Source organism: Paenibacillus sp. FSL W8-0187 (assembly GCF_037969755.1).
In the GTDB taxonomy this organism is placed as follows: domain Bacteria; phylum Bacillota; class Bacilli; order Paenibacillales; family Paenibacillaceae; genus Paenibacillus_AQ.
In genome coordinates, this window is record NZ_CP150206.1 from 602,152 (window position 1) to 627,979 (window position 25,828).

Consider the following 25,828-nt stretch of genomic DNA (forward strand, 5'->3'; position numbering starts at 1 on the left):
AATTTAAGCCATGGAAGCGGGGGATAAATTATGTCCGATTACAGCAGCAAGCACGCTGATATGAAAGGGAACAAGATCAGGCAATCCTGGTTCCGTTCGCTGGCAGACTCTGACAAGACGCTGGGCTGGTTGTTTACGCTGCCCTTTTTGATTTTATGGGCGTGGTGGTTTCTCTATCCATTTATCCAGTCTTTCGTAAGGAGTTTTCAGGATGCGAATTTCGCGGCCTTGGACCAGGCGAAATTCATCGGCCTCGAAAACTATGTCACCATTCTTCAAGATAAGGAATTCTTCCAGGCGCTGCTTCACTCCCTGGAAATTGTTGTCATCTCGATTCCGATTCAGACCCTGCTGGGTCTGCTCCTGGCGATCCTGGTCAACCAGAAGCTGAAGGGCAAGGGGATATTCCGGACGGTATTCTTCATTCCGTACATTACCTCGCAAATCGCGATCACCACGGTGTTCATGATGCTCTTCAAGAAGGGTACCTTCCTGACGGAATTTTTCGGAGCGTTGGGCTTCGGGAATGTGACATGGTTTGCGGATACTAACTATGCGCTCTTATTCGTATGTATTCTGTTTATCTTTCAACAAGCCGGCTTCACCATGATTGTGTATTTGTCGGGTCTACAGGAAATTCCGAAGGATCTGTATGAAGCGAGCGAGATTGACGGAGCGTCCAAGTGGAACAAATTCCGCTACATTACGGTGCCGTTCCTGAAGCCGATCACGTTCTTCATCGTATCGGTATCAACGATTGCCGGTTTCCAGATCTACGATCAGATTGCAGCGATTTCCAGGTATGGCGCACTCGGTTCGCCAGCGGGCGCTACCAGTACGGTGGTTACGTATTTCTACCAGCACGGGATCCGTTACATGAACATTGGATACGGAAGCGCGGCGGTGGTGCTGTTCTTCATGATCATCATGCTGATTACGTATCTGCAAAAAAAATTCTTGGATGAGAAGGAGTGAGGGTAATGTTGACCCGTACGAATAACGGTCGGCTGTTTCTGTATATCGGCACGATCATCCTTGGGCTCTTATTTGCCCTTCCTTTTCTCTATACCCTCTATACGTCTATCATCCCGATGCGCCATGTCAATACGCTGACGTCGCCGGCCAACTGGACGCTCGAGAACTTTAAAATCTTCTTCACGAATGATGCGTACAACGTGCCGAGATGGTTTCTGAACACCATTATCATGACCGGCGTTGTTGTGATCGGGAACCTGATCATTAACCCGATGGCCGGCTTTGCGCTGGCCAAGCTGAATTTTAAGGGGAAAGGGCTGATTTACTGGATTGTCGTGGCTACCATGATGGTGCCGTACCATATGATCCTGATCCCGGTGTACGTGAATGTGGCGCAGCTTGGATGGTTGAACACATTCTGGGGACTAACGGTGCCTTTCCTGTATCAGGGCTTGTACATCTTCATGCTCCGTCAGTTCTTCATCTCGGTTCCAAATGAGTTTTTGGAGGCTGCGCGGATGGATGGCCTGACGAAGATGGGTGCATTCTGGCGGATCGTGTACCCGCTGGCCCGTTCATCACTGATTACGATGTCGATTCTTGCTTTTGCGGGAACCTGGAACAGTTATCTTGTTCCGAGTACGCTCGCGAATACGCCGGAAATGTATGTGCTGGTTGTGGGTCTGAACAGCGTGAAGGATATGTTCTTTGAGAATACGCCGATGATTATGGCCGGGGTCGTGCTGTCCACGCTGCCGATCATCCTGTTCTTCTTCCTGTTCCAGCGCCAATATATCGAGGGGATTTCGAACGCCGGCGTGAAAGGTTGATATAAAGCCTTGGGAGGGATTAGATATGGATAACGTGGAACAGCGTGCAAAGGATCTTCTCGCGCAGATGACTTTGACCGAGAAGGTTGGTCAGACGGTGCAGTACGGCCGGTGCGAGGAGCAGGAGCTGAAGCTGGTTGCCGAAGGCAAGATCGGATCGCTGCTGAATGTGCATGGTCCGAAAAAGATCAACGAGCTCCAGCGGCTGGCCGTAGAGGAAACGCGGCTGGGGATTCCCCTTCTCATCGGGGATGATGTCATTCACGGTTTTCGCACCATCTTTCCGATTCCGCTCGGCGAAGCCGCCAGCTGGGATCCCGAAGGGATGGAGAAGAACGCCCGCATTGCAGCAGTAGAGGCCGCAGCGAAAGGCATCCGCTGGACGTTTGCCCCGATGGTTGACATCACGCGTGATCCCCGTTGGGGCCGCATCGCGGAGAGCACGGGGGAGGACGTCTATCTGTCCTCCCTGGCCGCTGCCGCGAAGGTCAGAGGATTTCAAAGTCCGAATGAGGACGGCTACCCGACGGTGGCGGCATGCGTGAAGCATTTTGCCGGTTACGGCTGGATCGAAGGCGGCCGGGACTATGACACGACGGACATGTCGGAGCGGACGCTCCGGGAAACCGTACTTCCCCCGTTCTATCACGGGATTCAGGCCGGGGCTCTGTCCGTGATGAGTGCCTTCAGCGAACTGAACGGCGTTCCGGCTTCCGGCAGCCGGTATCTGCTGCGGGATATATTAAAGCAGGAATGGGGCTTTGACGGCATGGTGGTCAGCGATTGGGAGTCGATTGAAGAGCTGATCCACCATGGCTATGCGGAAGACCGGAAGGATTCCGCGTTGAAGGGATTGAACGCCGGCGTCGACATGGACATGCACGCCGGAGTCTATCTCGATCATCTGGAAACGCTGGTCCAGGAAAACCCTGAGCTGCTTAAGCTATTGGACGATGCGGTTCTCCGCATATTACAGGTAAAAATTCGCCTTGGATTGTTCGAGAATCCGTATGTGAGCGAAGATGCTGAAGGCGCCGGAGATCCGCTGAAAGGGCAAGCCATTCCAGCGGATCATCTGGCTCAGGCCAGGGACAGCGCCCGGAGATCGATCGTGCTGCTGCAGAATAACGGCGGGATTTTGCCGTTTGATACCAGTAAGCACAAGAGACTGGCGTTAATTGGGCCGCTGGCTGATGACCGCCACAATTCGATGGGCTGCTGGGCTTGGAAAGGCCGCGATGAGGACGTCGTCACGGTATGGGATGCTTTTCAATCGGAAATCGCACCTAAAGCCGAGGTATTCTATGAGCAGGGCAGCGGCATTCTGGAGGAACTGGATGGGGGAGTAGAACGGGCTGTGGAGCTCGCCAGACAGTGTGATGCCGCCGTGGTCGTTGTGGGTGAATCCGAAGCGATGACGGGCGAGCATTACAACGTAACGTCCATCACGCTTCCATCCTGCCAGGAGCGCCTGATTCAGGAGCTGAAACGTCAGACCGACACGCCGATCGTCGTCGTCCTGATGAACGGACGTCCGCTTGCCACTCCATGGCTGCATGAACATGCGGATGCTGTGGTTGAAGCGTGGCATTTGGGAACCACCACAGGTCATGCGCTTGTGGACGTGCTCACCGGCGCTTACAATCCGAGTGGTCGCCTGCCGGTTACCGTTCCGCGTGCGACGGGCCAAATTCCGATGTATTACAACCGGAAGAATACCGGACGTCCTCATTTGTACGAAGATTATATCGATTGCGATGATTCTCCGCTGTATCCGTTCGGGTATGGCCTCAGTTATACAACGTTCGAATATACGGATTTGCAGCTGGATCGGCACCAAATCGGCCGGGACGAGACCGTACATGTATCCGTGAGCATAACGAATACCGGATCCAGAGCTGGCGAGGAAACCGCGCAGCTGTATATCCGCGACTTGGTGGCAAGCTCTACCCGGCCGGTCAAAGAGTTGAAGGGATTCCGCAAGGTACAGCTGCAGCCGGGCGAGAACCGGACGGTGCATTTTACGCTGGGGCGTGAAGAACTGGGGCTCTTGGATGAGAGGCTTGCGTTTACGGTCGAGCCCGGGAAGTTCCATGTCTGGGTCGGCCCGCATTCGGAAGAAGGATTGCAGGCTGAGCTTGTGGTTGTTGAATAAACCGGAATCAAAGGGGGATTTATGCATGGACTACCGCGTAATTAAAGAAGGAGACGTATTTTTTCTGACCGGGCTTAATGGAGATATCGTCCTCGGGGATGATCAAGGCCATGGGTTATATACAAAGGATACGCGTTTCCTGAGCCGCATGGAGCTGTTCATCGACGGCGAGAAGCCTTCGCTCTTGTCCTCTACGGGCGACAAGAGTTATGTGGCATCCTTCCGCCTAATGAAGGATACAAAGGATGTAGGGGCGATTGAAGTGCTTCGGGAGCGTTTTATCTATAATGGCATCCTGTACGAGCGCTGCACCTTGACCAATTATTTTGTGACGGATTCGAATATCGAGTTCACGGTTTCCTTTGATGCCGATTTTCAGGATATGTTCCTGGTGCGTAAATATCGTACCGGGGAAGTTGGCAAGATGGAGGGTATACGGACAGGCGATCAAGATATGACGCTGGCCTATGTCGGCGCCGACAACCTGAAAAGGCAGACACGCATTACTTGGGATGCGGATGGCGGCCAAGCGGATGAATCCGGGAATGTTTCGTTCCCTTTGTCCCTGAAAGCCAAAGAGCAGAAGGTTATTACGTTCTTTGTTTCGCCGATGACGGAGCAGCATTCCGCAGCGGAGCCTTTGACCTACGAAGAGGGGCTGAAGAAGCTCGAAGCCTCCTATGAAGCTTGGTACGCGAACAGCTCGCAGGTCCAGTCGGATTCCGCGCTGTTCAGCGGCTTGTACCAGAGAGGACTGCAGGATCTGCGCATGCTGACGACCGATGTAGGCTTCGGCGATACAACGGTCGCGGGGCTGCCGTGGTTCGCGGTTCCATTCGGCAGAGACAGCTTGATCACGGCCCTGTTCATGCTTCCGGTGAATCCGCTCCATGCCAAGGGGACCCTGAGAACGCTCGCAGCTTATCAAGGTGAAAAGACCGATCCTTGGCGGGATGAGCAGCCGGGCAAAATCATGCATGAGATTCGCTATGGTGAGCTGGTCACGACGAACCAATCCCCGTTCACGCCGTACTACGGCACCATCGACTCCACACCGCTGTTTCTGGCACTGATCGGCGAATATTACCGCTGGACGGGCGATCTTTCCTTGGCGGAGGAGCTTAAGCCAAACATGCTGCGGGCATTAGATTACATCGATGCCGCGCTTGAAGCGGGCTCCGGCTTCATGGCCTACAAACAGGAAGCGGAGAAAGGCTTTCCGAACCAGGGCTGGAAGGATTCCGCCAACTCGATCATTCATGAGAACGGGGAGTACGCGGAATCTCCGATCGCGCTGTCGGAGGTTCAGGGTTACGTGTATCAAGCGAAGAAATCGCTGGCACCCGTCTTCGCAGAGCTGGGCGAGCCGGATCTGGCCCGCAAGCTGGAGACGGAAGCCGAGGAGCTTCGCGCCCGTTTCGAAGCGGCCTTCTGGATGGAGGATCAGCAGTGTTATGCCATCGCTTTGGATAAGGACCTGCGTCAGGTCCGAAGCGTCACCTCGAACCCGGGGCATCTGCTCATGAGCGGACTGCCGGAAGAGAGCCGGGCGAAAGCCCAGTCCGAGCGGATGCTCCGAAACGATATGTTTAACGGATACGGTATCCGTACGATGAGCACAGACTCCACCGGATATTATCCGGCGAGCTATCACAATGGCAGCGTATGGCCGCATGACAATGCCATGATCCTGCTGGGTCTCGGCAAGCAAGGATTCAAAGCTGAGGCAGGCAAGGTGATCTCCGGCCTGCTGCAGGCTTCCGCACATTTTGAATATCAGCGTCTGCCGGAGCTGTTCTGCGGACATGATGCGAAGCTGGGCCATCCTGTTCCGTACCCGACAACCTGCTCGCCGCAGGCATGGGCGGCCGGAACCTCGATTGTCTTCTTACAGGCAATGCTCGGATTGTATCCGAATGCGGTGACCAAGGAAATCGCATTGTCCCCGTTCCTTCCGGAAGGGATGAATGAACTGAAGGCCGAACGGATTGCGATCGGAAGCGGCCATCTGTCCGTCAGCGTCGTGCGTGAAGCTGACGGCAGCACGTTCCGCGTGGAAGTGCTTGAGAATACAACCGGATTTAATCTCGTCGGCTGATCGGTCATAAGATGTATGGCGGAACAACCTGCCTCTTAGCATTTAAGGGGCAGGTTGTTTTTTTGTTGAAATATCAGGAACATATGTTCTATAATAATGAAGCGAGTTCGAACAACATATTAGTGTATACATATTGGATTGGAGAGAACATATGAATTCCTATTGTACATATGCATTACATCAGATTGAGGTTGCTATCGTTTCCATTGTTGCGATTATCGACAAGCTCGATGAAGCGGATTTGCTCGTTAAGCCGACAGAGGGTAAATATTCTGTCGGGGAACTGCTTAAGCATATCGCCGTCATCTGCCGAGCCGATTTCCACATATCCGGAGGAGCCACGCAAGAGGAGATGAGCACCTATTATGCAGGTGTATCGTTAAATAACCTGAAGGATTTACAGGCTGAATTATTAAGCAGCTATTCCTATCTGGAGCAGGCGTTTCGAGAGATGACAGAAGAAGAGCTCCATCAGGAGATGACGTCCTACTGGGGTGTCACCTATTCGAGGTATGAATGGCTGCTCGAAATCGTGGCGCATTTGTATCACCACAGAGGACAACTGCATGCGATGCTGGTTCATTGTAACGGGAAGGACCCGAAGGTACCGTTATTCGAGTAGCAATTGCGTGGAGGATTATCAGCCCTGGCCGGACAAGGATTTATTCTTGGTCGGCTTTTTTTCAGCATTTGAAAGCTCCTTCCTTTCCTCGCATAGAAATTCACATAAAAAACATACAATCGCGCATCGTCAATCCTTCTGGGAATCCTTTATAGTAATGACACAGCATGGAATGTGCTTGTCACCCACCGTTAACCCCCCGCAGATTTACTCACGGCAATATCGTGTTACTTATCTTACAGCAGCGCGTGAACCAACATACCCATTCATTATATTTTCCGGATGATTCACTACAAACATTGCCAGTACTCAAGATTTTACCTTTGTTAGGGCTAACCAACAAGGTTATTCGCGTTTGCGGCGTGACGTGGAGTACTGCGGCGACGGTTGACCGACACAGGGCACATAGGAGTTCGAAGGGAGGTGATCGGCACGAACGGAACATAAATGTAAGCGCATACTTTTTTCTTTTAACATGCGGCCAAGAAGGCGAGATTATGTATGCAATGTACAGAAGGAAAGCATTTGATATCGGGAGGTTGGATAATGAAATCCAGAAGGTTGATGAATACAATCAAGCCTGCTGTAATGAGCTTACTCGCATGGATGCTGATATGGACACAGCTGATCATCGTGCCTGACCCGGGCTTTGCGGAACAATCCCATACCGATTCGCACCCAGCCACTCAGATTGGAGATTGGCAGCAAGATGGCGATCCGGCGACGGGGGAACCCGTTGGTGATAATCCGGACACAGGGCAGCCTGGTTCAGGTCATGAGGAGGTGCCTGGAGATGGCTCAGGTAATGAAGGCACTCCCGGCAGTGGATCCGGAGAAGGTAAAGCTCCTGCATCCGGGGATGCCGTAATCGCGGTGGAGCCCGGCAATCTGGCGGCGGGCAAGAATATGACAGCCAGCTCCTATAACCAGACTTATGTTGCCGGGAATGCCAATGACTCTAACCAGGCCACCTACTGGGAAAGCAATAACAATGCCTTTCCACAGTGGCTTCAGGTGGATCTGGATGGCTCCTACAATGTCAACAAAGTGATATTGAAGCTGCCCGCGAGCGGGTGGGAGACGAGATCCCAGACCTTGACCGTACAGGCCAGCAGCAACGGCTCGACGTTCATTAACCTGGCTTCATCCGCTGCCTATACATTTAATCCGGCAGACGGCAATAAGGTTACGATCAATCTGACGGCACAATCGGCGCGATATGTGCGGCTGCTCTTCACGGCCAATACGGAATGGCCTGCCGGTCAGATTTCCGAGTTCGAAGTATACGGCCAGGCTCCAACCGGGGATACAGAGGCTCCGGCTGCCCCGGGTAACCTCGCTTATACTGAGCCTGCTTCTGGTCAGATTAAGCTGACTTGGTCGGCATCAGCCGACAATGTCGGTGTATCGGGGTACGATGTTTATGCCGATCATGCGGTGAGGGCAAGTGTAGCCGGCAATGTGCTGACGTATACGGATAATCAGCCTGCTGCTGCCACTGTCAGTTACTATGTGAAGGCCAAAGATGCTGCCGGTAATGTATCTGCCGCTAGCAACACGGTGACCCGCACGGGCAGTGGCAGCGGAGGCACCGGAACCAATCTCGCACTGAACAAACCGATCACAGCTTCATCGAACGAGTACATTTATGCCGCTTCCAATGCCAATGATGGCAGCTTGAGCACGTATTGGGAAGGTGGGGCAAACAGCTATCCGCATACGCTGACCATCGACTTAGGCTCAAATTCGGACATCTCCTCGGTCGTACTGAAACTGAATCCGGATAGCCAGTGGGGAACGCGGACACAGACTATTCAGGTGCTGGGTCATGATCAGAACAGTACCACCTTCACGAATCTGGTATCCGCTGCGCAGTATACCTTTAACCCGGCTTTGGGAAATACCGTGATCATTCCGGTTGCTGCGAAGGTTAGCGCTACGTGCAGAGCAGACCCGAATGGTGCATTTGAAGCATGGAACCGTATGCCGTCCGAACTTTTCGGGCGGCCTGTTCCATGTTCGATCTTAGCTTACGCTGCAGGAGACCTTTTTCTAGATGCACCGTAACTGCGGACGGGTGAAACATGATCACACCTTTTTACTCTCGTAAATCTCCAACAAGAGCATGCTCTATTGGGGTGTAGCGGTGTCATAGTATCGTCGTTCGCGCCATGATATTTGTTACATTGAGTTGATATTCTTTTAAATTCGACAAAATAATACAAATTTCGCTATAGACTATGGCTAAATCATTCCTCTATGATAGATATTAAATAGTTTGGCGAGCTATTCTGAAAGCGCTATCCTAACCTCTTCGCTGAACCGAATGATCCTAAGTCTAGGGGGAATCCAACAAACCAGGGATATAGCAGAATCTGTTGTTAACTGAATAGTAAGCGTATACATGATATATCGAAGCCTTGATGAGTGCCGTTAACACAGATTTTACATATCGTTAATACTGTCATGATCTTATCGCTTTATCATAAGAGTGTTCGGTAGAAGGGGGACACGCACTTATGGCAGATCAAAGGACACGGCGTCTTCCCGTAATCGCTTCGATTACCAAGCTGGAACAGATCGATGCAGCTGTGAACAGCACGGTGGAGCGTGTGAACCTGATGACAGGCGATATCATAAAACTCAGGGATATCGTTAATCGACTTCACTCCTCAGGAAAAAAAGTGTTTGTTCATCTGGAGATGGTAAGCGGCATTGGCCGGGATAATTCGGCTGTGCAGTATTTGGCGGATTCGTACAAGATCGACGGGATTATTACGACGAAGACGAATACGGTATTGGCTTCGCGCCAAGCGGGCATTAGCTCGATACAGCGAGTGTTTGCCATTGATACTACAGCTTTAAGAACCGCAGTGAAAATGATCGGACAAGCCCGTCCGGATGAGGTGGAATTAATGCCGGGACTCATACCCCGCGTGATCCGCGACCTGAAGAAGGAAATTCACTGTCCGCTTATTGTGGGAGGTTTTTTACGAAGCGAGGAAGAAATCGATGAGGCGCTGGCAAATGGTGCAGACCTCGTATCTACAGGAGATACGCGTTTTTGGACGTAAGATTCCCTGTACGGTTGATGGATTAACTATAATTACATATTTGCTAGGGGTGGAGACGATGAGATAACCCGAGTAGCAGCTACTTTAGCTTTTATAGGAGGTGGTGGCTCTTAGGTTGCGCTCTTTTGACGTCTCTATTTTTGTGCGCTTTTTAAGGGGTAGACGGGTTGATTGGATGGGGGAATCCCCCCATCTTAGGATCCGCGTGCCGTTGAACCGGCCATTTGATGAAGTGGATAGACAGCAGTGATGAAGATGAATGATGAATAGATTCGAGAGGGGACAACAGATCATCTATGAAAAAGAAATCATGGTTGTTAATGTTACTGACCATATTTATGGTTATTACCACGGCTTGCGGAGGCGGCGGTGGAAGTGAAAGTGAAAGTGCCGGAGGAGAGGTTTCGCTCGACGATGTGGAAGCTGCTTCGATGGATATGAAGAATGATACAACGCCTGTCAAAATCCAGTACTGGCATGCCCATGCGGATGCTCAACTGGAAGGTTTGAACTACATGATCGCAGAGTTCCAGAAGAAGTACCCACATATTACGGTAGAACCGGTGTTCCAAGGCGGCTATCCTGATCTTCACAAAAAATTATCGGCTGCAGTAGCAGCGAACGATGTACCGGCCGTTACTAATGTTGAGGTATCTTCACTCGCTAACTTTGCGGATAGCGGCGTTTTTGCCGATCTGGGTCCGTGGATTAAGCGCGACGAAGTGAAGATGGACGATTTCGCTCAAGGTATGCTGAACGCTTATGCATACAACGGGAAACAATTCGGATTCCCTCTGATCGTCAGCACCAGCGTATTCGTCTACAACAAAACGATGCTGGACGAGCTGGGCGTAGAGCCTCCTGCGAAATGGGATGAGATCGAGGATTTCAATGCGAAAGTAACGAAAAAGGAAGGCGACAAAACGACGCGTTATGCTTTCTCTGTTCCAGGTTGGGACACATGGTACTATGACCCGTGGAACATTAACGGCGGTGGACAAATTCTGACGGAGGACCTGAGTGCCTCGGCTGTCGAGAATGAGGATTCTCTCCGTTACCTCCAGAATTTCTACAAGTGGCAAAATGACGGCAGCATGCATATGGGCTTCGGTAAAGGGGCCTCCGATAATATGCGTCAAATGTTCCTGAACGGTGAAATCGCGATGGTACAGCATACTTCCGCGATGCTGAAAATGTACCGCGAGAATGCGAACTTCGAGGTTGGCGTATCCTTCATCCCTGGTGATAAAGTACGGACCTCCAACATCGGCGGTGCGGGGATCGTCATGATGGACGGTGCCGAGGATCTGGAGAAGGAAGCGGCTTGGAAATTCATCGAGTTCATGACTTCGGCGGAGCAAAACATTAAGTGGGCTGAATCCGTTGGATACCTGCCGACAAGAAAATCCGCAATCGAGTCTGAGGAAGGCGATCAATATTTCGAAAGATGGCCGCAATACAGAGCGGTATACGAGCACTTTGACGAAGTGACACCGCGCATGCAGCACCCGGCTTACCCTGAATTCAGCGAAGTTTACAAAGAAGTCGTAGGGGAAATGGTGCTGAACAAAAAAGATCCGACACCACTTATGCAGGATGCAGCCAAGAAGATCAACGATATTCTGGCTGACTATGAGTGATGCCTATGGAGACCAATAAACATATGACAAAGGCGGCGTCCAATCGGGCGACCGCTTCGGTCTCTAAACGGATCTCCCATACGTTGATCGAGAAGTGGAAGGACTTCTCGTTCGCGGTCCCGGCGTTGTTATTCATGGGCGTGTTCCTGTATTATCCTCTGGGTTATTCCGTGTACATCAGCTTTACGAACTGGAATATGACGCGGCCCATGAAGAAGTTCGTGGGCGTCGATAACTATACGCGCTTGCTGTCAAACCCGGATTTCTATCACTCCTTGAAGGTCACGTTCTTGTACACCGTTATGGACGTAGTGTTCACGCTTGTCATCGGGCTGCTGCTGGCGCTGCTGCTCAACGTGTCATCCTCACGGTTGTTCGGTTTCATGCGCGGCGTTATTTTCATGCCGTATTATGTCTCGATGGTTGTCGCCGCCATGGTATTTACCTGGATTTACAACGGGCAATATGGGCTGCTGAATTCCATTGTCTCCTGGTTCGGCATGGAACCGGTCGAATGGCTGAACAACCCTTCGACGGCATTGCCGGCGCTGGTTGCCGTTTCGGTCTGGAAGGGCGTCGGTTTTGCGATGATCCTCTTTATCGCGGGCATGCGCGGGATTCCGGCCGAGTATTATGAGGCGGCTTCGATTGATGGAGCCAGCAAGTTCCGGCAGTTCCGCAACATTACGCTGCCGCTCTTGTCGCCTATGACACTGTTTCTTGTCATCACGAGCTTTATCTCCTCCATGCAGGTGTTCCAGTCCATCGACGTCATGACGGACGGCGGCCCGCTCAAGGCAACAAACGCGATTGTGTACTGGATCTATACGATGGCCTTTGATGAATTCAAAACAGGAAGAGCCTCGGCGCTTGTCATGATTCTGTTTGTAATCATATTGCTGTTAACATTGGTACAATGGGTGGTCAGCAGGAAGAAGGTGCACTATGAAGGATAATTATATGGCTGGATCCGCCAAATACCGAAAGACCATGATGACGCTCCGCATCATCGGAGCCGTGATCGTGACGCTCGTCATGTTCTTTCCGGTGTATTGGCTGCTGATCAGCGCGCTCAAGACACAGTCTGAGATGCGGATGGCCGTACCTACATTCTGGCCGGAAACCTTTGCCTGGCAGAACTTTGCCGAAGCCTTCCGAGTTATCCCATATGCGCGATTTTTCGGCAATACGCTGCTGATGGCTGTCGGAACGATTATTCTGCAGCTGAACGTGGCGCTTATGGCGGCGTATGCATTTGCGAAGGGGAAATTCTGGGGACGGGACGCTCTATTCTTGCTCGTTCTCGCCGCATTGATCGTGCCGGAGCAGGTTATTTTCGTTCCGGTATACGTCATGATGTCCAAGCTGGATTGGCTGAATACGTTCTGGGCGCTCATCGTGCCTCACGGGGCTTCCGCCTACGCGATATTCCTGCTCAGGCAGGCGTTCAAATCGATTAACAACGACGTGCTGGAAGCGGCACGCGTGGATGGAGCCGGTCGTTTCTCCATACTGTACAAGCTTTTATTCCCGATGGCGATGCCGACGATCGTTACCATGGGCGTGTTGATCTTCATCTCGTCCTGGAACTCGTATTTCTGGCCGCTAATCATGACTAATAACAACGACATGCGCGTGCTAACGGTAGGTATTGCGATGCTGAGGGATTCCATCGCTGGAAATGAAGCCATGTTCTTCAATGTCATTATGGCGTCCAGCGTTATGGCGATTATCCCGATCGTGCTGGTCTTTACGGTCATGCAGAAGCATATCGTGGCCGCGATGGCGAATTCGACGTTTAAATAACCACATAACCGGATGATGCAGGTATTCTAGACGGTATGGATATGGTGGGTAAGCATACACCGCCATGCCGTCTCTCTGTTTTCTCCCGAAGGTTATGATCCGCTGCAGACAGCAGGGATCGGAAGGTTCATGGCGAACAGTCCTATAGAGCTTCAAATGGCATCCCGATTACGTAACTCAGTCCGTTAACGTACGGTATTGGCCGTGATCGAGGCCATCAATCGACTTAAGTTTGGAGGGAATGGTACATGGAAGTACGGGGATTGGCTCATAGAGGGTATCCGCTGAAATACCCGGAGAACACGATGCTGGGCTTTCGGAAAGCGCTGGAGCTTGGCTTCTCGCACCTGGAGCTGGATGTCCAGCTGACGAAGGACGGCGTGCCTGTTGTGATCCATGATCCAACGGTAAACCGGACGACCAACGGAACAGGGGCAATCAATGCCTTCACGCTGGATGAAATACGCAAACTGGATGCAGGTTCAGGAGAGGTCATTCCCACGCTGGAGGAAGCTCTGCGCTTTGCCAAGGATCGGATGATCGTTGACATTGAGCTGAAGCAGATGGGGGATACCTATCCCGGCCTGGAACAAAAGGTTGTTGACGTGATCAAGGATACAGGCATGGAGAAGCAGGTATTCCTCACCTCCTTTGATCATTATTCCATTGAACGAGCACGTTCCCTGGACCCTGAAATCGAGCTGGGCCTGGTGATATATGGAGCTACGCCATCGGTATTCCCTTACCTGGAGGAGATCGGCGCTCGTTATGTGTCCGTTAAATATGTGTACGTGACCCCTTCATTTATGGAGGAAGCGCGCAAGCGGGGGGTTCAGCTCATTGTCTGGACGCCGGATGATGAGGCTGTACTGGCATCTCTTGCCCAATACCCTGAGCTCTTGATCGTTACGAACAATCTGGAGGGCTGGGCCAGAGTATACAAAGAGAAGATTGCGCTGAACGCGTAACGGCTCACGAAGCCGACGTGCGTGAATACTAAAATCGAAGGATCTGTCCTAAGTTGCGGCGTAGGGCGGATCCTTTTTTTGTGAAGAAGATAACAACCCGTAATTCTATGTGTGTCCACTGTTATGACCCAGCGGATTCGTACCATGGACGGCATCGATTTTTCTTTTATTGAAAATTTAATGAAAATTTTCAGTTGACCTGCGGACAATTGTCCGTTACAATAAAAAACGCATTACCGGACAATTGTCCGTGTATACAGAGATAAGGGAGGATAAGCTCTTGGATATGGGAGTGGGGCCAAGTTCGGCCAAGATTGATTTAAGCAAAATAAAGAGAGGGCCGATTGTTGCCGCGCTGATTATTGGCGCGTTCGTTTCCATCTTGAATGAGACACTGCTGAACATCGCTTTCCCAAGCTTGATGGTGCAGTTTGGTATTGGAGAGTCTACGGTGCAGTGGCTTTCAACATCCTATATGCTGGTTGTCGGTATCTTGGTGCCGGTCACGGCGCTGCTGCAGCTGTGGTTCACGACAAGACAGATGTTTATAGGCGCCATGACGCTATTTCTTATAGGTACGATTATTTGCGGCTTTTCACCGGTATTTGGGGTGCTGCTGGTAGGGCGTATCCTGCAAGCGGTCGGAACGGGGCTTATGCTGCCGGTACTGATGAACACGATACTTAGTATTTATCCGCCTCAGAATCGCGGAGCCGCCATGGGGATGATCGGTCTTGTCATCATGACTGCCCCGGCGATCGGACCGACGCTGTCCGGCTTGATCGTGGACGCGCTGAACTGGCGCTGGTTGTTCTATCTGGTCATTCCGCTTGCTGCGTTCTCCATTGCATTTGCAGCGGTTTTCCTGAAGAACGTATCGATACTGACTAAGCCGAAGGTCGATTATATCTCGATTATTCTGTCTACTATCGGTTTTGGGGGTATCGTATATGGATTCAGCAGTGCCGGAGAAGGCACTTGGTCTGATCCGAAGGTCGTATGGTGCATTACGGCAGGGGCTATCAGCTTGCTGCTCTTCGTATGGCGCCAACTGAAGATGAAGGAACCGATGCTGGATCTGCGTACCTTCAAATTTCCGATGTTCTCGCTCGTGACCGTGCTGATGCTGGTGCTGATGATGAGCATGTTCTCCACTATGATCATGCTGCCATTGTTCCTGCAGAACGCACTGGGCTTAACTGCGCTTGCAGCAGGCTTGGTCATGATGCCGGGCGGTATCATCAACGGATTGATGGCGCCGATTACAGGAAAGCTGTTCGATAAATTCGGACCGAGAGTTCTGATTATCCCAGGTCTTGCTCTCTTGAGCGTCGCCATCTTCCTGTTCTCGGGCATCGACTCTTCATGGACCGGTGGTTATGTCATCTTCCTTCATGTTATGATGATGATAGGGATTTCGATGGTTATGATGCCGGCCCAGACTACAGCCTTGAATCAGCTGCCGCGCTTGCTGTATCCGCATGGAACAGCCATCATGAATACACTGCAGCAGGTAGCAGGAGCCGTAGGTATGGCGCTCTTTATCAGCATCATGACAGCAGGTGCTAAAAATTACGTTGAAACAACCGGGGATCTCAATCCGGTAGAGAGCATGGTTGCCGGTCTTCATAATGCTTTTGTCATCGGACTTGTTCTTGCAATCATCGCTTTAGTACTGGGCTTATTTGTTAAACGTACAACTTCACCCGTTGAAGAAGAACAGTCTGCTGCATAAGGTTCCCGTGTGTTCAAATTAGAAAGGGATGCGTGCATTGCCGAAAGAGAATGACGAGTTGGGTCAAAAGATTTTGGATACGGCTCAGGCTTTATTTAATAAATACGGAGTCGAGGACGTCTCCATGCATCAAGTGGCGAAAACGGCCGGGATCGGGCAAGGCACCTTGTACCGCCGTTACCCCAGCAAGAGCAAGATTTGCTTCACGTTGATGGAAGCCAAGATCGATCGGTTTATGGAGGGGCTGGACGTTTACCTTCAGAGCAGCGAAGGTGAACCGGTGGCTCATCGGCTGCGGACGGTGATGACAAAGGTCATTCTGCATTTCAATGAAGATTTGGAGTGGCTAAGGGTGATGCTGACCTCTGACCGTCTGGAGGAAACCAAGAACATTATGTGCGAGAACCCGCCCTTCACGTTTTTACGGTTTCAGATTAAGCGCCTGCTGGAGCGTGCGGCGGAGCAGGGAGTACTGATGCCGCTTGACCCTCAGTTTACCTCTGTGATGCTCGCATCTCTGCCGCGCGCGGATATCATTCTCTACATGCGTGATATGGGGTACAGCGCGGAGCAGATTGCGGAGGAATATTGCAGAAGCTTTGTTGACCCGCTATTTATCCATCGCTAAGTCAGATAAAGAGGCCGTTTCGGAAGACTTGATAAGTCTATCCCGGAACGGCCTTTCTGCGTACTATCTTGCACATTCGCTTATCATTTCATTGCAACATTTGGCTAATACGCCCGTCAGTATAGTAGTACATGATAATTTAAGGCACCTAGAAAGGATGATGAGCATGAATAAACAATGGAAGAAGCAAGCGGCGACATTGATGGTTGCGGCCATCGCTGTCTCTGGTGGCGCAGCGGCTTATGCAGCACCCCAGGCTGGAGGCAACCAGGAACAACAACCGGTCGTGATATCGGCTGTAATTGATTATGGGGTTCTGGTTAACGGTAAGAAAGTGGCCGGCGCCGGTTATATGAACGCCGATGCGAAGCAGGTCATGATCCCGCTGCGGAGCGTATCCGAGGCGCTCGGATTTGAACTGGGCTGGAATCAACAGGACCGCTCTGCGGAGCTGACTAAACCGGGATCCCCGATCTGGACCCTCGTGCAAACGGGGAAAGACCAGTATACGGTTAACAAAATGTACAAGTCCCTCGGCGCTGCGCCAGTAAATGTGAAGGGCACGCTTTATGTTCCGGCTAATTTCTTCAGCGAAGTGCTCCAAGCTAACGTATCGGTTGATGGCACGAAGGTGAGCATCTCGTCCGAAGAAGATGTTAAGAAGGAAACCGTGAGTGGTACAATCAGTGAAATTATTAATAATGAGGATCGTAAAGCCGTTCACATTAACGGCACGGGAACCGAAGGAATTGTTCTGAATGTGGATGAGAGCACCATCATCCGCGATGCGGAAGGCACGAAGATTGAGCTTAAGGATCTTGCGGAAGGGATGAAGATCGAAGCGGTTCATAGCTTGGCGATGACCATGAGCCTGCCTCCTCAGACCTATGCATTTGAAATCAGCGTTAAATTGGACAAGGAAGAGACGGACCAGCTCGCTACAGCTGGCGCCATCTCGGACATCAATGCCGATGGCGGCAATCTACGGGTAACGATTAAGGGTAAAGGGTTAACGGAACAATCGCCGAGCGAAGTGATCCTGAATCTGACACCCGAGACGGTCGTCGTGAATAAAGACGGTAAAACCTTGAAAGCTACCGAATTGACCGACGATGCGGAGATTATCGGTTATTACAGCCCCGTGCTGACCAAGAGCCTGCCTCCGATAGGCAATGCCATTAAAATCGTTCTTCAATAAGTCACGAACACAACAAGCCTGGCGGCAGCGCCAGGCTTGTTGTGGATCATTAATGATACAGGGGAGGGATCGGGATCTCCTTATCGTAGACGGTGATGTTTAAACGCTTCTGTTCATCGAGTGAAGCAAAGAACACCTGATCGAGCGGGATTCCCCGCTAATCCAGCTGAGTCTCCAGCCATTTCCCGGTAAGGTTTAATTTTTGGAGGGTGATCGTCTGAATGCGTCCTTCTTTGACGACGGCGTAAGACAGCCCGGAATTGGGCCGTTTTAACTTCAGGTCCTCCAGCGTGACGGCAGTCTTCTCCATCTTTTTCAGTATGGATAAGACGCCACTCGGCTCCAATACCGCCATATCGACTTCAGCTATGTCAAATATCTGCTCCTCGGGCAGCATTTGCAAAATGTTATCGATGGAGTATCGGGCTTTTTTCAAATTCGGATAAATGAACTGCCCGTCTTTAACGACAATCATCGGTTCGAACGTATCCACTTGCCGATGCGCCGGCTCTTCACATGAAGGACAGAGGCTATCTTCTGTAACACGCCGATGGCGACGATCGCGAAGGCGGTATGGATATGTTCGATTTTTGGATCTGCGATGTCTGCTCCGATCACGGAACCGAGCGACAGGATGATGATGTAGTCAAACACGGGAAGCTCGCCGATGGAACGGCGGCCCATGAATAAGGTAACGCCCAAGAGCAGCGGGTAGATGGTATAAATTCTTCCAAGCACTAACAGAAGATCTTTAAGGAGTTCCATGGCACAGACCCTTTCAGAAAATTTTACGGTCTTATTTAGAAGGGTTGGCCGATGCCATGAAAAATATGTATGCTCATCCAATTCTATGATCCCATCGTGGCTATTGTCCGGTTCCGTAGGCGTAATCAACTTAGCCTTCGCATAGGCAGGTATATTCGTGCCATCCGCAGAATACTGTACAACAAAATCGTCCATGACGGATGGAGGGAAACGGATGAAGCGCAGTTGGGTGAATTCGCCGTATTCATTTTCGCTTGGCATGTTTGCCATGATGGTCCCGAGCCAGGCGTTCAGCTCCTTTTACATCTTTTTCTACGTGGATACATTGGGTCTAGGCATTGGGCTTGCATCCCTGGCACGTACCGTATTTCTGATCTGGGATGCGGTTAACAATCCGCTCATGGGGTATTGGTCCGATCGAACCAATACCCGGCTGGGACGGCGCAGGCCGTGGGTGTTCGGCGCCATTCCGCTGTTCATGCTGACCTTCGTGCTGGTGTTCTCGCCGCCGGAAGGGTTGTCGCAGAACGGACTATTTATGTGGTTTTTGGTTGCCCTTATCCTGTACGAAGCTGTTGCAACCGTATTATGGGTCAATTATGGAGCGCTGTTCCCCGAGCTGTTCCGCGGAGACCGCATCCGGGCGAAGGCCTCGGCCATCCAACAGGGCTACCAGGTCGTGGCACTATTGATCGGTACCGCGTTGACCCCGATTATTTATGACGCCATGGGGTTCTCGAATATGGCGATTCTGTACGCACTGCTGTTCGGCGTGTTCATGTTTCTCTGCATGATGAGCGTCCGAGAGCAGGAGGCGTACACCGCAAGCGAGCCGCTCAAGCTCGTCCAGGCGTTTCGCGAAACCTTGCGCAATAAGAAGTTTTGGGTGTTTAACATCTCCAATTCATTTGCCCAGACGGTAAATGGACTGATAAGCTCGACGATCCCATTTTATGCAAAATACGTACTCAGCATCCCTGACAATCAAGTATCCATTCTGCTGGCAGCCGTGTTTGTATCAGTCATTCCGCTGGTATTTGTCTGGTATTGGATGATCCGAAGAATGGACGGTGTGAGAGCATGGCGGTTGTCGCTCGGCGTGTATGGCCTTTCGGTCATTCCGCTCTGGTTTGGTTACGATCTGATCAGCGGGATTCTGGCAGGCATCGGCGTTGGGTTCGGTCTGGCGGGATTTCTGGTAACGCCGGCCATGGTTAGCGGCAACATCATCGACGAGGATGCGGAGCGGACGGGGCTGCGCAGAGAGGGGATCTATACGGCTGTCAGCGGATTTATTACGCGTTCCAGCGGATTGATCTCTGCCCTGGCATTTTTTGTGGTAGGCATGATATTCGGATATGAAAGCGGTGACAATCCGGGAAGTGATCCGGAATCGACCTTCAGGTATTTGATCAGTGTCGTTCCATTGTGCTTGCTGGCTATTTCCTTTCTGTTATCGTTTGCAACCAAAATCGAATTTTCAAAAACTATAGGAGGCGGACACGACCATGGAGCGAAGACTGATCATCAACTGTGACGATTTCGGGCAAAGCAAGGCCATGAATGAGGCGATTCGCCATCTGCTGGAGGAGAACAAAGTCTCCTCAGCAACCATCATGACCGTGGCTCCCGGCTTTGAAGAGGCGGCCTCCTGGGCCGCACGCCGACGCCAATCCAATGTGGGGCTGCATCTAACCTTGACGAGCGAATTTGAGGCTCTGCGATGGCGCAGCTTGACGGGGCACTCCTCCCTTCATGACGCCAGCGGTCATCAATACCGGACCGTTCCGGAGTTTGAACGGGGGGCAGAGACAGGCGCCGTGTTAAAAGAGCTTGAGGCGCAGTACCGGCTGGCGAGCAAGGCCGGCATTCGGATCAGTCATGTGGATAATCATATGGGCAGCCTGTACGGGATGGAAACGGGGCGAAGCCTCATTCCGCAGATGCTGTGGAAGACTTCGCGTTGGCGCCTCCCCGCACGATTGTTCCGCTATATCTACCCGGAGGATCCGCTGCTCAGCTCGCTGCCGAATATCGAGCGTCCGGTTGCGCTCGCCTCAGGCCTTGCTGATACGTTTGGCGTGCCAATCCCGGATTATCTGCTCTCCCATCCGTTTCCCGTTGTCGAGGGAGAGACCTACGACAGCTTCAAGCAATCGCTCATCGATAAGCTGTACAGACTTCCTGAAGGAGTCAGCGAAACCTATGTCCATCCAGGAGCGGAAGATGAATGGATGTTGGCGAATATTCCAAATTGGGAGAAGCGGGTATGGGAGTATCGGCTGCTGTTCGATGACGATTTTGCTTACGGACTACGGGATGCCAAAGTGATCCTGACGGATTACCGCTATGTGGAAGAGCACTTAAAGCGGCCCCGCGTGCGCTCGGCTGTTAAGCTGATGAAGGTCATGACGAAAAAATCGTGATATAGGCCTATACAGAAGAACAACCCCTGCCGCGGCACCGGCAAGGGTTGTTTGTGCTTTAAGTAGGATCGGCTTGCGCCGACATATGCTGCTCCGTATAACCTTACTTCGCTTCAGCTTCCAGCTTGGCGATCTGTTCCTTGTATTGGTCCAGCAATTTCGTCAGCGCCTTTTTGATAGAGTCGGAGTCCTTGGAATCCACCGCTTTGAAGAGATCGATTTTGGCATGGATGAACGCCAGATCCTCCTCGTTGATCTTCACTTCCAAACTTGCTGCATCACTGATCTTCACTGCCGCGAAACTTGCTGCCTCGCCTTGGATCACGTCGTATTTCACTTCACCGGACTCTGCATTCACCAGTTCGGCCCTTTCCAGCGTTATGCCTTCAAGCGGCGTGATAACGTCCTTAATCTGGGTTGCTTTGAATTCCTTGATGTCCCCGCTGTCTATTAATTCCTGGATATCTTTTGCCGGAGAAGTCTTCATAGCAACGGAAACCTCGAATTCGCCTTCAGCCACAACCGGCTTCATCTCTCCGGCAACGGCAGTTGTAGCGTCGGAGAAAAAGAATGCTCCCTCAGCTCCGGCAAGCTTGCCGTACTTCTCAAGCGTCTCCTTCCAATCCTGTACCGTTTCCGGTGCGTATTTCTCAGCCAATTCCAGCGGATTCGGCAGAATGGAGATGGTTGCAGTAGTTTGAAGAGGCGCGCTTTTGCCTGTTTGACTCGGTACGTCACTTGGTGTATCAGCACCAGAGGCATGTACGGGCAGGGCGGCTGATCCCAGCAGGGCAGCGGATAGGGCAAGTTTACCAAACAGCTTGTGTTTCATCGTATAACACTCCTTATCGGGTTGGTTTGTCTTACAGTACCCAGTGTACGAATCAGCATTGGCAGAACATTGGTGTATTTGTGGAAAAATAATGGCATTCCCCTTCATCATCCCGGAGCTTGGTATACTGGGAGGAGACGAAGCTCGGAGGTACATGGATATGAACCAAAATTATCTCATCGCCGTGATTGACGATGATCAGCATATACGAAATTTAGTGGAGGCTTATTTGCGCAAGGAAGGCTATCGAACCGTGGGCCTTGGCACGGCTGAGGAAGGGTGGGAGATGTGGAGAACGAACCCGCCGGATATGTGGGTGCTGGATATTATGCTGCCCGGCATGGACGGTTTCGAATTGTGCCGGCGGATCCGTGCGGAAGCCGAGGTCCCGATCATCATGATCTCTGCCAAGGATAGCGAAGTGGATAAAATACTGGGGCTTGAGCTGGGAAGCGACGACTATATGGTCAAGCCATTCAGTCCCCGCGAGCTGGTTGCCCGAATCAAACGGCAGCTAAATCGATGGTACAAATTCAATCAGGCGGAGAGCGTTCCGCGGCTTGCGGCCGCTTCCCCGGAGCTTAGCAATGGACGGCTTCAGTTAATGCTGGAGGAGCGGCGCGTATTCTGGAACGGGGAAGAAGTGGATATGACGAACAAGGAATTCGAGATGCTAAAAGTGTTTGCCGAGCATCCGAACCGTGCGTTTACCAGGGACGAACTGCTGACCTCCGTATGGGGGGACGACTATTTTGGAAGCGACCGGGCGGTCGACCATCTCATCAAACGGCTGCGAAAGAAAGTGGAGCAGCTGCCGATCGAGGCCATATGGGGACATGGATACCGAATGAGAACGGATGGGGAGGAAACGTTGATATGAAGCTGGTGCATCAGATCAATCTTGCTTTTGCTTTATCGCTAATACTCGTGCTCTCGGTAACCGCGGTCGTGATTCATTATGTGCTGATGGACCATTTTATCGGTACGCAGAGAAAGGACATGCAGACCATAGGGGCAGAGCTGACGGCAAAACTCGAAACCGCCGCCGCCCAGAGCATTCCTATTGAGAGTGCGCCTTTGGCCGTTAGCGGCTTGACCTCGGCACAGGTTGCGGAGGTAGGCGTGATCATCCAGGACAACGAAGGGAATGTGGTCAGCTCGAGTCCGGTAACTCCCTCCGCCCAATTCATGGTAAGTCAGGCGATCCGTCCGGACTATGTGGCTTCATACTCATCCGCAGCGGGGAGCAGTCAATTCCTCACCGAGGTGACGGCGGTTCCCCAAGGAACGATGACACTGATCACTCCGATCAGCAAAATCAAGGCCATTGAGCAGGCGCTGCTGGGGCGCTTGATGCTCGTATTTGGCGTAGGGGCCGTGATCATGGTGATCTTAAGCCTGTTCATTACCAAGAGGCTGATTAAGCCGCTTATGCATCTGCGCGAAGAATTGAAGAAGGTGAAGGAGCGCCAGTTCTCCGAAGTCCGGCGTGTGTCCGCAAGCGGGGAGATCGGCGCAGTTGCAGAGTCCGTCTACGAAATGGCGGGTGAGCTGGAGCGGTACAATCATGTGCAGAAGCAATTCTTCCAGAACGCATCCCACGAACTGAAGTCACCGCTCATGTCCATCTCCGGATATGCGGAGGGAATTCGGGACGGGGTATTCGAAGGGGAAGAGATCCGGAAAGGGCTGGATATTATTATGAGTGAGAGCAGCCGCATGAAGAATATCGTAACCGAGATGACGCTGCTTGCGAAGCTGGATAGCGAGGATGATATATTTAAGGCAACGGCGGTCAATTTGAAGGAACTCGTGGAAGAAACGATCGAAAGAGTCAATCCGGTCTTGGTGAAAAAAGGACTGTTCGTGCATCCTTCATACGGCGATAACGAATCGTTAATGGTGTATGCTGACCGGGATAAGCTGCTGCAAGCGCTCCTGAACATCGTATCGAATGGAGCAAGGCACGCGAGCAAGCATATCTACATTCAAGCCGGTATCCAAAATGGCCGGGTATTGCTCACCGTTTCCGATGATGGCGAAGGCATATCCGAGGAGCTGCTTCCGTATTTGTTCCACCGTTTCGTGAAGGGCAAGAACGGGGAATCCGGCCTGGGCTTGGCGATTGCCCGCGCCATCGTGGAACGCTGTGGAGGGCTGATCACGGCGGGAAATCGGAAAGAGGGAGGAGCCGTCATCTCGTTAGGTTTTCCTCCGTATAGGAAGACAACCATGGTCTAGTTCATGTGTGCCCCAATCGGTGTCCATAGACGGAATCACCCTGGTTGGGTAAGAGGGACTTTTTCTGGGTATTTATACTTAAAGGAAGTCTCTTTTTTTGCGCATTCGCACATATCAATCAATATTCTCTAACAAAACGCGTAAGCTATAGAGGATTTCACGTGGGAAGGCAGAATTCTGTATATATCCGGGCAAGCTGGATGATAACAGGTGACAAGCATGATACAAAATAATCAAAAGGCGATGGTGATGTTGTCCATGGATATGCAGTATCGAATTGAAAAAGATTTTCTGGGGGAAAAACAGCTTCCTGTAGAAGCCTATTACGGCATTAATACGGTTAGGGCGGTAGAGAACTTTCCGATCAGCGGGGTACCCATTCATGCAGAATTGATTTCTGCACTGGGCGAGGTTAAGAAAGCCGCGGCGCTGGCGAACATGGAGCTTGGCCTGCTGCCGAAAAAGATAGGCAGTGCCATTATAGAGGCGGCAGACGAGATCATCGCGGGCAATCTCCGTTCCGAATTCATTGTCGATTCCATCCAGGGCGGAGCAGGCACTTCGATCAATATGAATATGAATGAGGTCTTGGCGAACCGAGCGCTGGAGATTTTGGGAAAACAGAAGGCCGAGTATTTCTACTGTAATCCTAATAATCATGTCAATATGTCGCAATCTACGAACGATGCCATTCCGACGGCGATCCGCATTGCGTCTTACCGTCTGACACAGGATCTGCTTGAGGTGTTCCGGACCTTGGTTGCCGGCATTCAGGAGAAGGCCAAGGAATTTGACGATGTCATCAAGATGGGGCGCACACATCTGCAGGATGCGGTACCGATTCGACTCGGACAAGAGTTCGGGGCTTATGCCAATGTTCTGACGCGTGACATCAATCGCATCGAGCGGGCGGCGCAAGGTTTGTTAGTCGTTAATATGGGGGCGACGGCCGTAGGTACGGGGCTTAATGCAACGCCTGACTATATGCACAGCGTTGTTCAGCATTTGATTGAGCAGACAGGCTTCTCCTTGAAGCAAGCCGAAGATTTGGTCGATGCCACCCAGAACACCGACGCGTATATGGAATTGTCGGCTGCGCTCAAAGTGTGTGCCGTGAACTTCTCGAAAATGTGCAACGATATCCGCTTGATGGCTTCCGGCCCGAGAGCGGGCTTGAACGAATTGAACGTACCGGCGAGACAACCGGGTTCGTCGATTATGCCGGGCAAGGTCAATCCGGTGATGGCCGAGGTCATGAACCAGGTGTCGTTTCAAGTTATCGGCAATGACCATACGATCAGTTTGGCATGCGAAGCCGGGCAATTCGAACTTAACGTCATGGTTCCGGTCGCAGCGAACAACTTGATGCATTCCCTCAAAATTCTGAAGAACGGTATGGATGTGTTCTACAAGAATCTGATGGTCGATCTTACAGCGAATAAGGAACGCTGCAAGTACTTCGTGGATAACAGCTACGGCATTATTACGGCGTTGAACCCGCATCTGGGTTATGACGTAGCCTCCAGACTGGTGAAGGAAGCCCAGAAGACAGGCCAAAGCATCAAGGAGATTATTCTGGAGCAAGGTCTTTTGACAGAGGAACAGATCCAGGTCATCCTGGACCCTTACCATATGACATCCCCAGGCATTGCCGGAGAAGAGTTTCTGCTAAACCAATAAGGTGTACCATTGTTTTATCGATACAAAGAGCCGACTAAGATGTAGATCTTGGTCGGCTTTTTTTGCGTTGTCGGTTATCTCGAATTGATGACATAGATAAGGTTTGTAAACCGTTTGAATCCGGTCGCAAGATGTTACCGGCAGGATAAGGGTGG

General features: G+C 51.5%; 20 protein-coding genes and 1 pseudogene. 19 read left to right on the forward strand and 2 right to left on the reverse strand.

Annotated features, from left to right (window positions below; genetic code table 11):
* Positions 1–30: 30 nt before the first annotated feature.
* From MKY48_RS02640 to MKY48_RS02705, 14 genes are all read left to right on the forward strand, one after another.
* Positions 31–975, forward strand: a complete 945-nt coding sequence (locus MKY48_RS02640) for a sugar ABC transporter permease (RefSeq protein ID WP_076322396.1) — start codon at positions 31–33, stop codon at positions 973–975.
* Positions 976–980: 5 nt separating this feature from the next.
* A complete protein-coding gene (locus tag MKY48_RS02645) occupies positions 981–1,805 on the forward strand; it encodes a carbohydrate ABC transporter permease (protein WP_213646362.1) in 825 nt (274 codons plus the stop codon).
* A 25-nt stretch (positions 1,806–1,830) separates the two neighbouring features.
* A complete protein-coding gene (gene bglX / locus MKY48_RS02650; RefSeq protein WP_339292236.1) occupies positions 1,831–3,960 on the forward strand; it encodes a beta-glucosidase BglX in 2,130 nt (709 codons plus the stop codon).
* Between the two features lie 25 nt (positions 3,961–3,985).
* A complete protein-coding gene (locus MKY48_RS02655) occupies positions 3,986–6,058 on the forward strand; it encodes an amylo-alpha-1,6-glucosidase (protein WP_339292237.1) in 2,073 nt (690 codons plus the stop codon).
* Positions 6,059–6,209: 151 nt separating this feature from the next.
* A complete protein-coding gene (locus tag MKY48_RS02660; protein ID WP_339292238.1) occupies positions 6,210–6,680 on the forward strand; it encodes a DinB family protein in 471 nt (156 codons plus the stop codon).
* 546 nt (positions 6,681–7,226) lie between these two features.
* Positions 7,227–8,747 carry a discoidin domain-containing protein gene (locus MKY48_RS02665; protein ID WP_339292239.1) on the forward strand — a complete coding sequence of 507 codons (1,521 nt, stop codon included), beginning with the start codon at positions 7,227–7,229 and terminating at the stop codon, positions 8,745–8,747.
* Between the two features lie 452 nt (positions 8,748–9,199).
* Positions 9,200–9,754 carry a glycerol-3-phosphate responsive antiterminator gene (locus MKY48_RS02670; protein WP_076322389.1) on the forward strand — a complete coding sequence of 185 codons (555 nt, stop codon included), beginning with the start codon at positions 9,200–9,202 and terminating at the stop codon, positions 9,752–9,754.
* A 296-nt stretch (positions 9,755–10,050) separates the two neighbouring features.
* Positions 10,051–11,394: an ABC transporter substrate-binding protein gene (locus tag MKY48_RS02675; RefSeq protein WP_339292240.1), complete on the forward strand. Its 1,344-nt coding sequence runs from the start codon at positions 10,051–10,053 to the stop codon at positions 11,392–11,394.
* A 5-nt stretch (positions 11,395–11,399) separates the two neighbouring features.
* Positions 11,400–12,350 carry a sugar ABC transporter permease gene (locus MKY48_RS02680; RefSeq protein WP_339292241.1) on the forward strand — a complete coding sequence of 317 codons (951 nt, stop codon included), beginning with the start codon at positions 11,400–11,402 and terminating at the stop codon, positions 12,348–12,350.
* Complete coding sequence (locus MKY48_RS02685; RefSeq protein ID WP_339292242.1) at positions 12,340–13,200, forward strand: carbohydrate ABC transporter permease; 861 nt, start codon at positions 12,340–12,342, stop codon at positions 13,198–13,200. The genes MKY48_RS02680 and MKY48_RS02685 overlap by 11 nt, the downstream gene beginning before the upstream one ends.
* A gap of 248 nt (positions 13,201–13,448) precedes the next feature.
* A complete protein-coding gene (locus MKY48_RS02690; protein ID WP_339292243.1) occupies positions 13,449–14,168 on the forward strand; it encodes a glycerophosphodiester phosphodiesterase family protein in 720 nt (239 codons plus the stop codon).
* Between the two features lie 280 nt (positions 14,169–14,448).
* On the forward strand, positions 14,449–15,903 hold the full coding sequence (locus MKY48_RS02695) for an MDR family MFS transporter (protein ID WP_215156746.1): 1,455 nt from the start codon (positions 14,449–14,451) through the stop codon (positions 15,901–15,903).
* 28 nt (positions 15,904–15,931) lie between these two features.
* The gene (locus MKY48_RS02700; protein WP_339269848.1) at positions 15,932–16,531 is read left to right on the forward strand and encodes a TetR/AcrR family transcriptional regulator; all 600 of its coding nucleotides are present in this window, start codon (positions 15,932–15,934) and stop codon (positions 16,529–16,531) included.
* A gap of 166 nt (positions 16,532–16,697) precedes the next feature.
* The gene (locus MKY48_RS02705; RefSeq protein WP_339292244.1) at positions 16,698–17,729 is read left to right on the forward strand and encodes a copper amine oxidase N-terminal domain-containing protein; all 1,032 of its coding nucleotides are present in this window, start codon (positions 16,698–16,700) and stop codon (positions 17,727–17,729) included.
* A 49-nt stretch (positions 17,730–17,778) separates the two neighbouring features.
* Here the strand turns inward: MKY48_RS02705 and MKY48_RS02710 are convergent.
* Positions 17,779–18,494 (reverse strand): annotated as a pseudogene (locus tag MKY48_RS02710) (DUF421 domain-containing protein).
* 214 nt (positions 18,495–18,708) lie between these two features.
* Between MKY48_RS02710 and MKY48_RS02715 the strand changes: the two are divergent.
* Both MKY48_RS02715 and MKY48_RS02720 read left to right on the forward strand, forming a co-directional pair.
* Positions 18,709–20,031 carry an MFS transporter gene (locus tag MKY48_RS02715; RefSeq protein ID WP_339292245.1) on the forward strand — a complete coding sequence of 441 codons (1,323 nt, stop codon included), beginning with the start codon at positions 18,709–18,711 and terminating at the stop codon, positions 20,029–20,031.
* On the forward strand, positions 20,003–20,920 hold the full coding sequence (locus MKY48_RS02720) for a polysaccharide deacetylase family protein (protein WP_339269856.1): 918 nt from the start codon (positions 20,003–20,005) through the stop codon (positions 20,918–20,920). Before MKY48_RS02715 ends, MKY48_RS02720 begins: the two co-directional genes overlap by 29 nt.
* A gap of 103 nt (positions 20,921–21,023) precedes the next feature.
* Here the strand turns inward: MKY48_RS02720 and MKY48_RS02725 are convergent, their stop codons facing one another.
* Complete coding sequence (locus MKY48_RS02725; protein WP_339292246.1) at positions 21,024–21,752, reverse strand: hypothetical protein; 729 nt, start codon at positions 21,750–21,752, stop codon at positions 21,024–21,026.
* Between the two features lie 160 nt (positions 21,753–21,912).
* Here MKY48_RS02725 and MKY48_RS02730 point away from each other — a divergent pair, with 160 nt between their 5' ends.
* From MKY48_RS02730 to MKY48_RS02740, 3 genes are all read left to right on the forward strand, one after another.
* A complete protein-coding gene (locus tag MKY48_RS02730; protein ID WP_076322377.1) occupies positions 21,913–22,632 on the forward strand; it encodes a response regulator transcription factor in 720 nt (239 codons plus the stop codon).
* Positions 22,629–23,993: a HAMP domain-containing sensor histidine kinase gene (locus tag MKY48_RS02735; RefSeq protein ID WP_339292247.1), complete on the forward strand. Its 1,365-nt coding sequence runs from the start codon at positions 22,629–22,631 to the stop codon at positions 23,991–23,993. Before MKY48_RS02730 ends, MKY48_RS02735 begins: the two co-directional genes overlap by 4 nt.
* 219 nt (positions 23,994–24,212) lie before the next feature.
* On the forward strand, positions 24,213–25,673 hold the full coding sequence (locus MKY48_RS02740) for an aspartate ammonia-lyase (protein ID WP_326093559.1): 1,461 nt from the start codon (positions 24,213–24,215) through the stop codon (positions 25,671–25,673).
* Positions 25,674–25,828: the final 155 nt, after the last annotated feature.

Excerpts from the sequence above, each read along its gene's own strand:
- MKY48_RS02640 (WP_076322396.1), top strand. The coding sequence starts at position 31 with ATGTCCGATTACAGCAGCAAGCACGCTGATATGAAAGGGAACAAGATC.
- MKY48_RS02645 (WP_213646362.1), top strand. The coding sequence starts at position 981 with ATGTTGACCCGTACGAATAACGGTCGGCTGTTTCTGTATATCGGCACG.
- bglX (WP_339292236.1), top strand. The coding sequence starts at position 1,831 with ATGGATAACGTGGAACAGCGTGCAAAGGATCTTCTCGCGCAGATGACT.
- MKY48_RS02655 (WP_339292237.1), top strand. The coding sequence starts at position 3,986 with ATGGACTACCGCGTAATTAAAGAAGGAGACGTATTTTTTCTGACCGGG.
- MKY48_RS02660 (WP_339292238.1), top strand. The coding sequence starts at position 6,210 with ATGAATTCCTATTGTACATATGCATTACATCAGATTGAGGTTGCTATC.
- MKY48_RS02665 (WP_339292239.1), top strand. The coding sequence starts at position 7,227 with ATGAAATCCAGAAGGTTGATGAATACAATCAAGCCTGCTGTAATGAGC.
- MKY48_RS02670 (WP_076322389.1), top strand. The coding sequence starts at position 9,200 with ATGGCAGATCAAAGGACACGGCGTCTTCCCGTAATCGCTTCGATTACC.
- MKY48_RS02675 (WP_339292240.1), top strand. The coding sequence starts at position 10,051 with ATGAAAAAGAAATCATGGTTGTTAATGTTACTGACCATATTTATGGTT.
- MKY48_RS02680 (WP_339292241.1), top strand. The coding sequence starts at position 11,400 with ATGGAGACCAATAAACATATGACAAAGGCGGCGTCCAATCGGGCGACC.
- MKY48_RS02685 (WP_339292242.1), top strand. The coding sequence starts at position 12,340 with ATGAAGGATAATTATATGGCTGGATCCGCCAAATACCGAAAGACCATG.
- MKY48_RS02690 (WP_339292243.1), top strand. The coding sequence starts at position 13,449 with ATGGAAGTACGGGGATTGGCTCATAGAGGGTATCCGCTGAAATACCCG.
- MKY48_RS02700 (WP_339269848.1), top strand. The coding sequence starts at position 15,932 with ATGCGTGCATTGCCGAAAGAGAATGACGAGTTGGGTCAAAAGATTTTG.
- MKY48_RS02705 (WP_339292244.1), top strand. The coding sequence starts at position 16,698 with ATGAATAAACAATGGAAGAAGCAAGCGGCGACATTGATGGTTGCGGCC.
- MKY48_RS02715 (WP_339292245.1), top strand. The coding sequence starts at position 18,709 with ATGAAGCGCAGTTGGGTGAATTCGCCGTATTCATTTTCGCTTGGCATG.
- MKY48_RS02720 (WP_339269856.1), top strand. The coding sequence starts at position 20,003 with ATGGAGCGAAGACTGATCATCAACTGTGACGATTTCGGGCAAAGCAAG.
- MKY48_RS02725 (WP_339292246.1), bottom strand. The coding sequence starts at position 21,752 with ATGAAACACAAGCTGTTTGGTAAACTTGCCCTATCCGCTGCCCTGCTG.
- MKY48_RS02730 (WP_076322377.1), top strand. The coding sequence starts at position 21,913 with ATGAACCAAAATTATCTCATCGCCGTGATTGACGATGATCAGCATATA.
- MKY48_RS02735 (WP_339292247.1), top strand. The coding sequence starts at position 22,629 with ATGAAGCTGGTGCATCAGATCAATCTTGCTTTTGCTTTATCGCTAATA.
- MKY48_RS02740 (WP_326093559.1), top strand. The coding sequence starts at position 24,213 with ATGATACAAAATAATCAAAAGGCGATGGTGATGTTGTCCATGGATATG.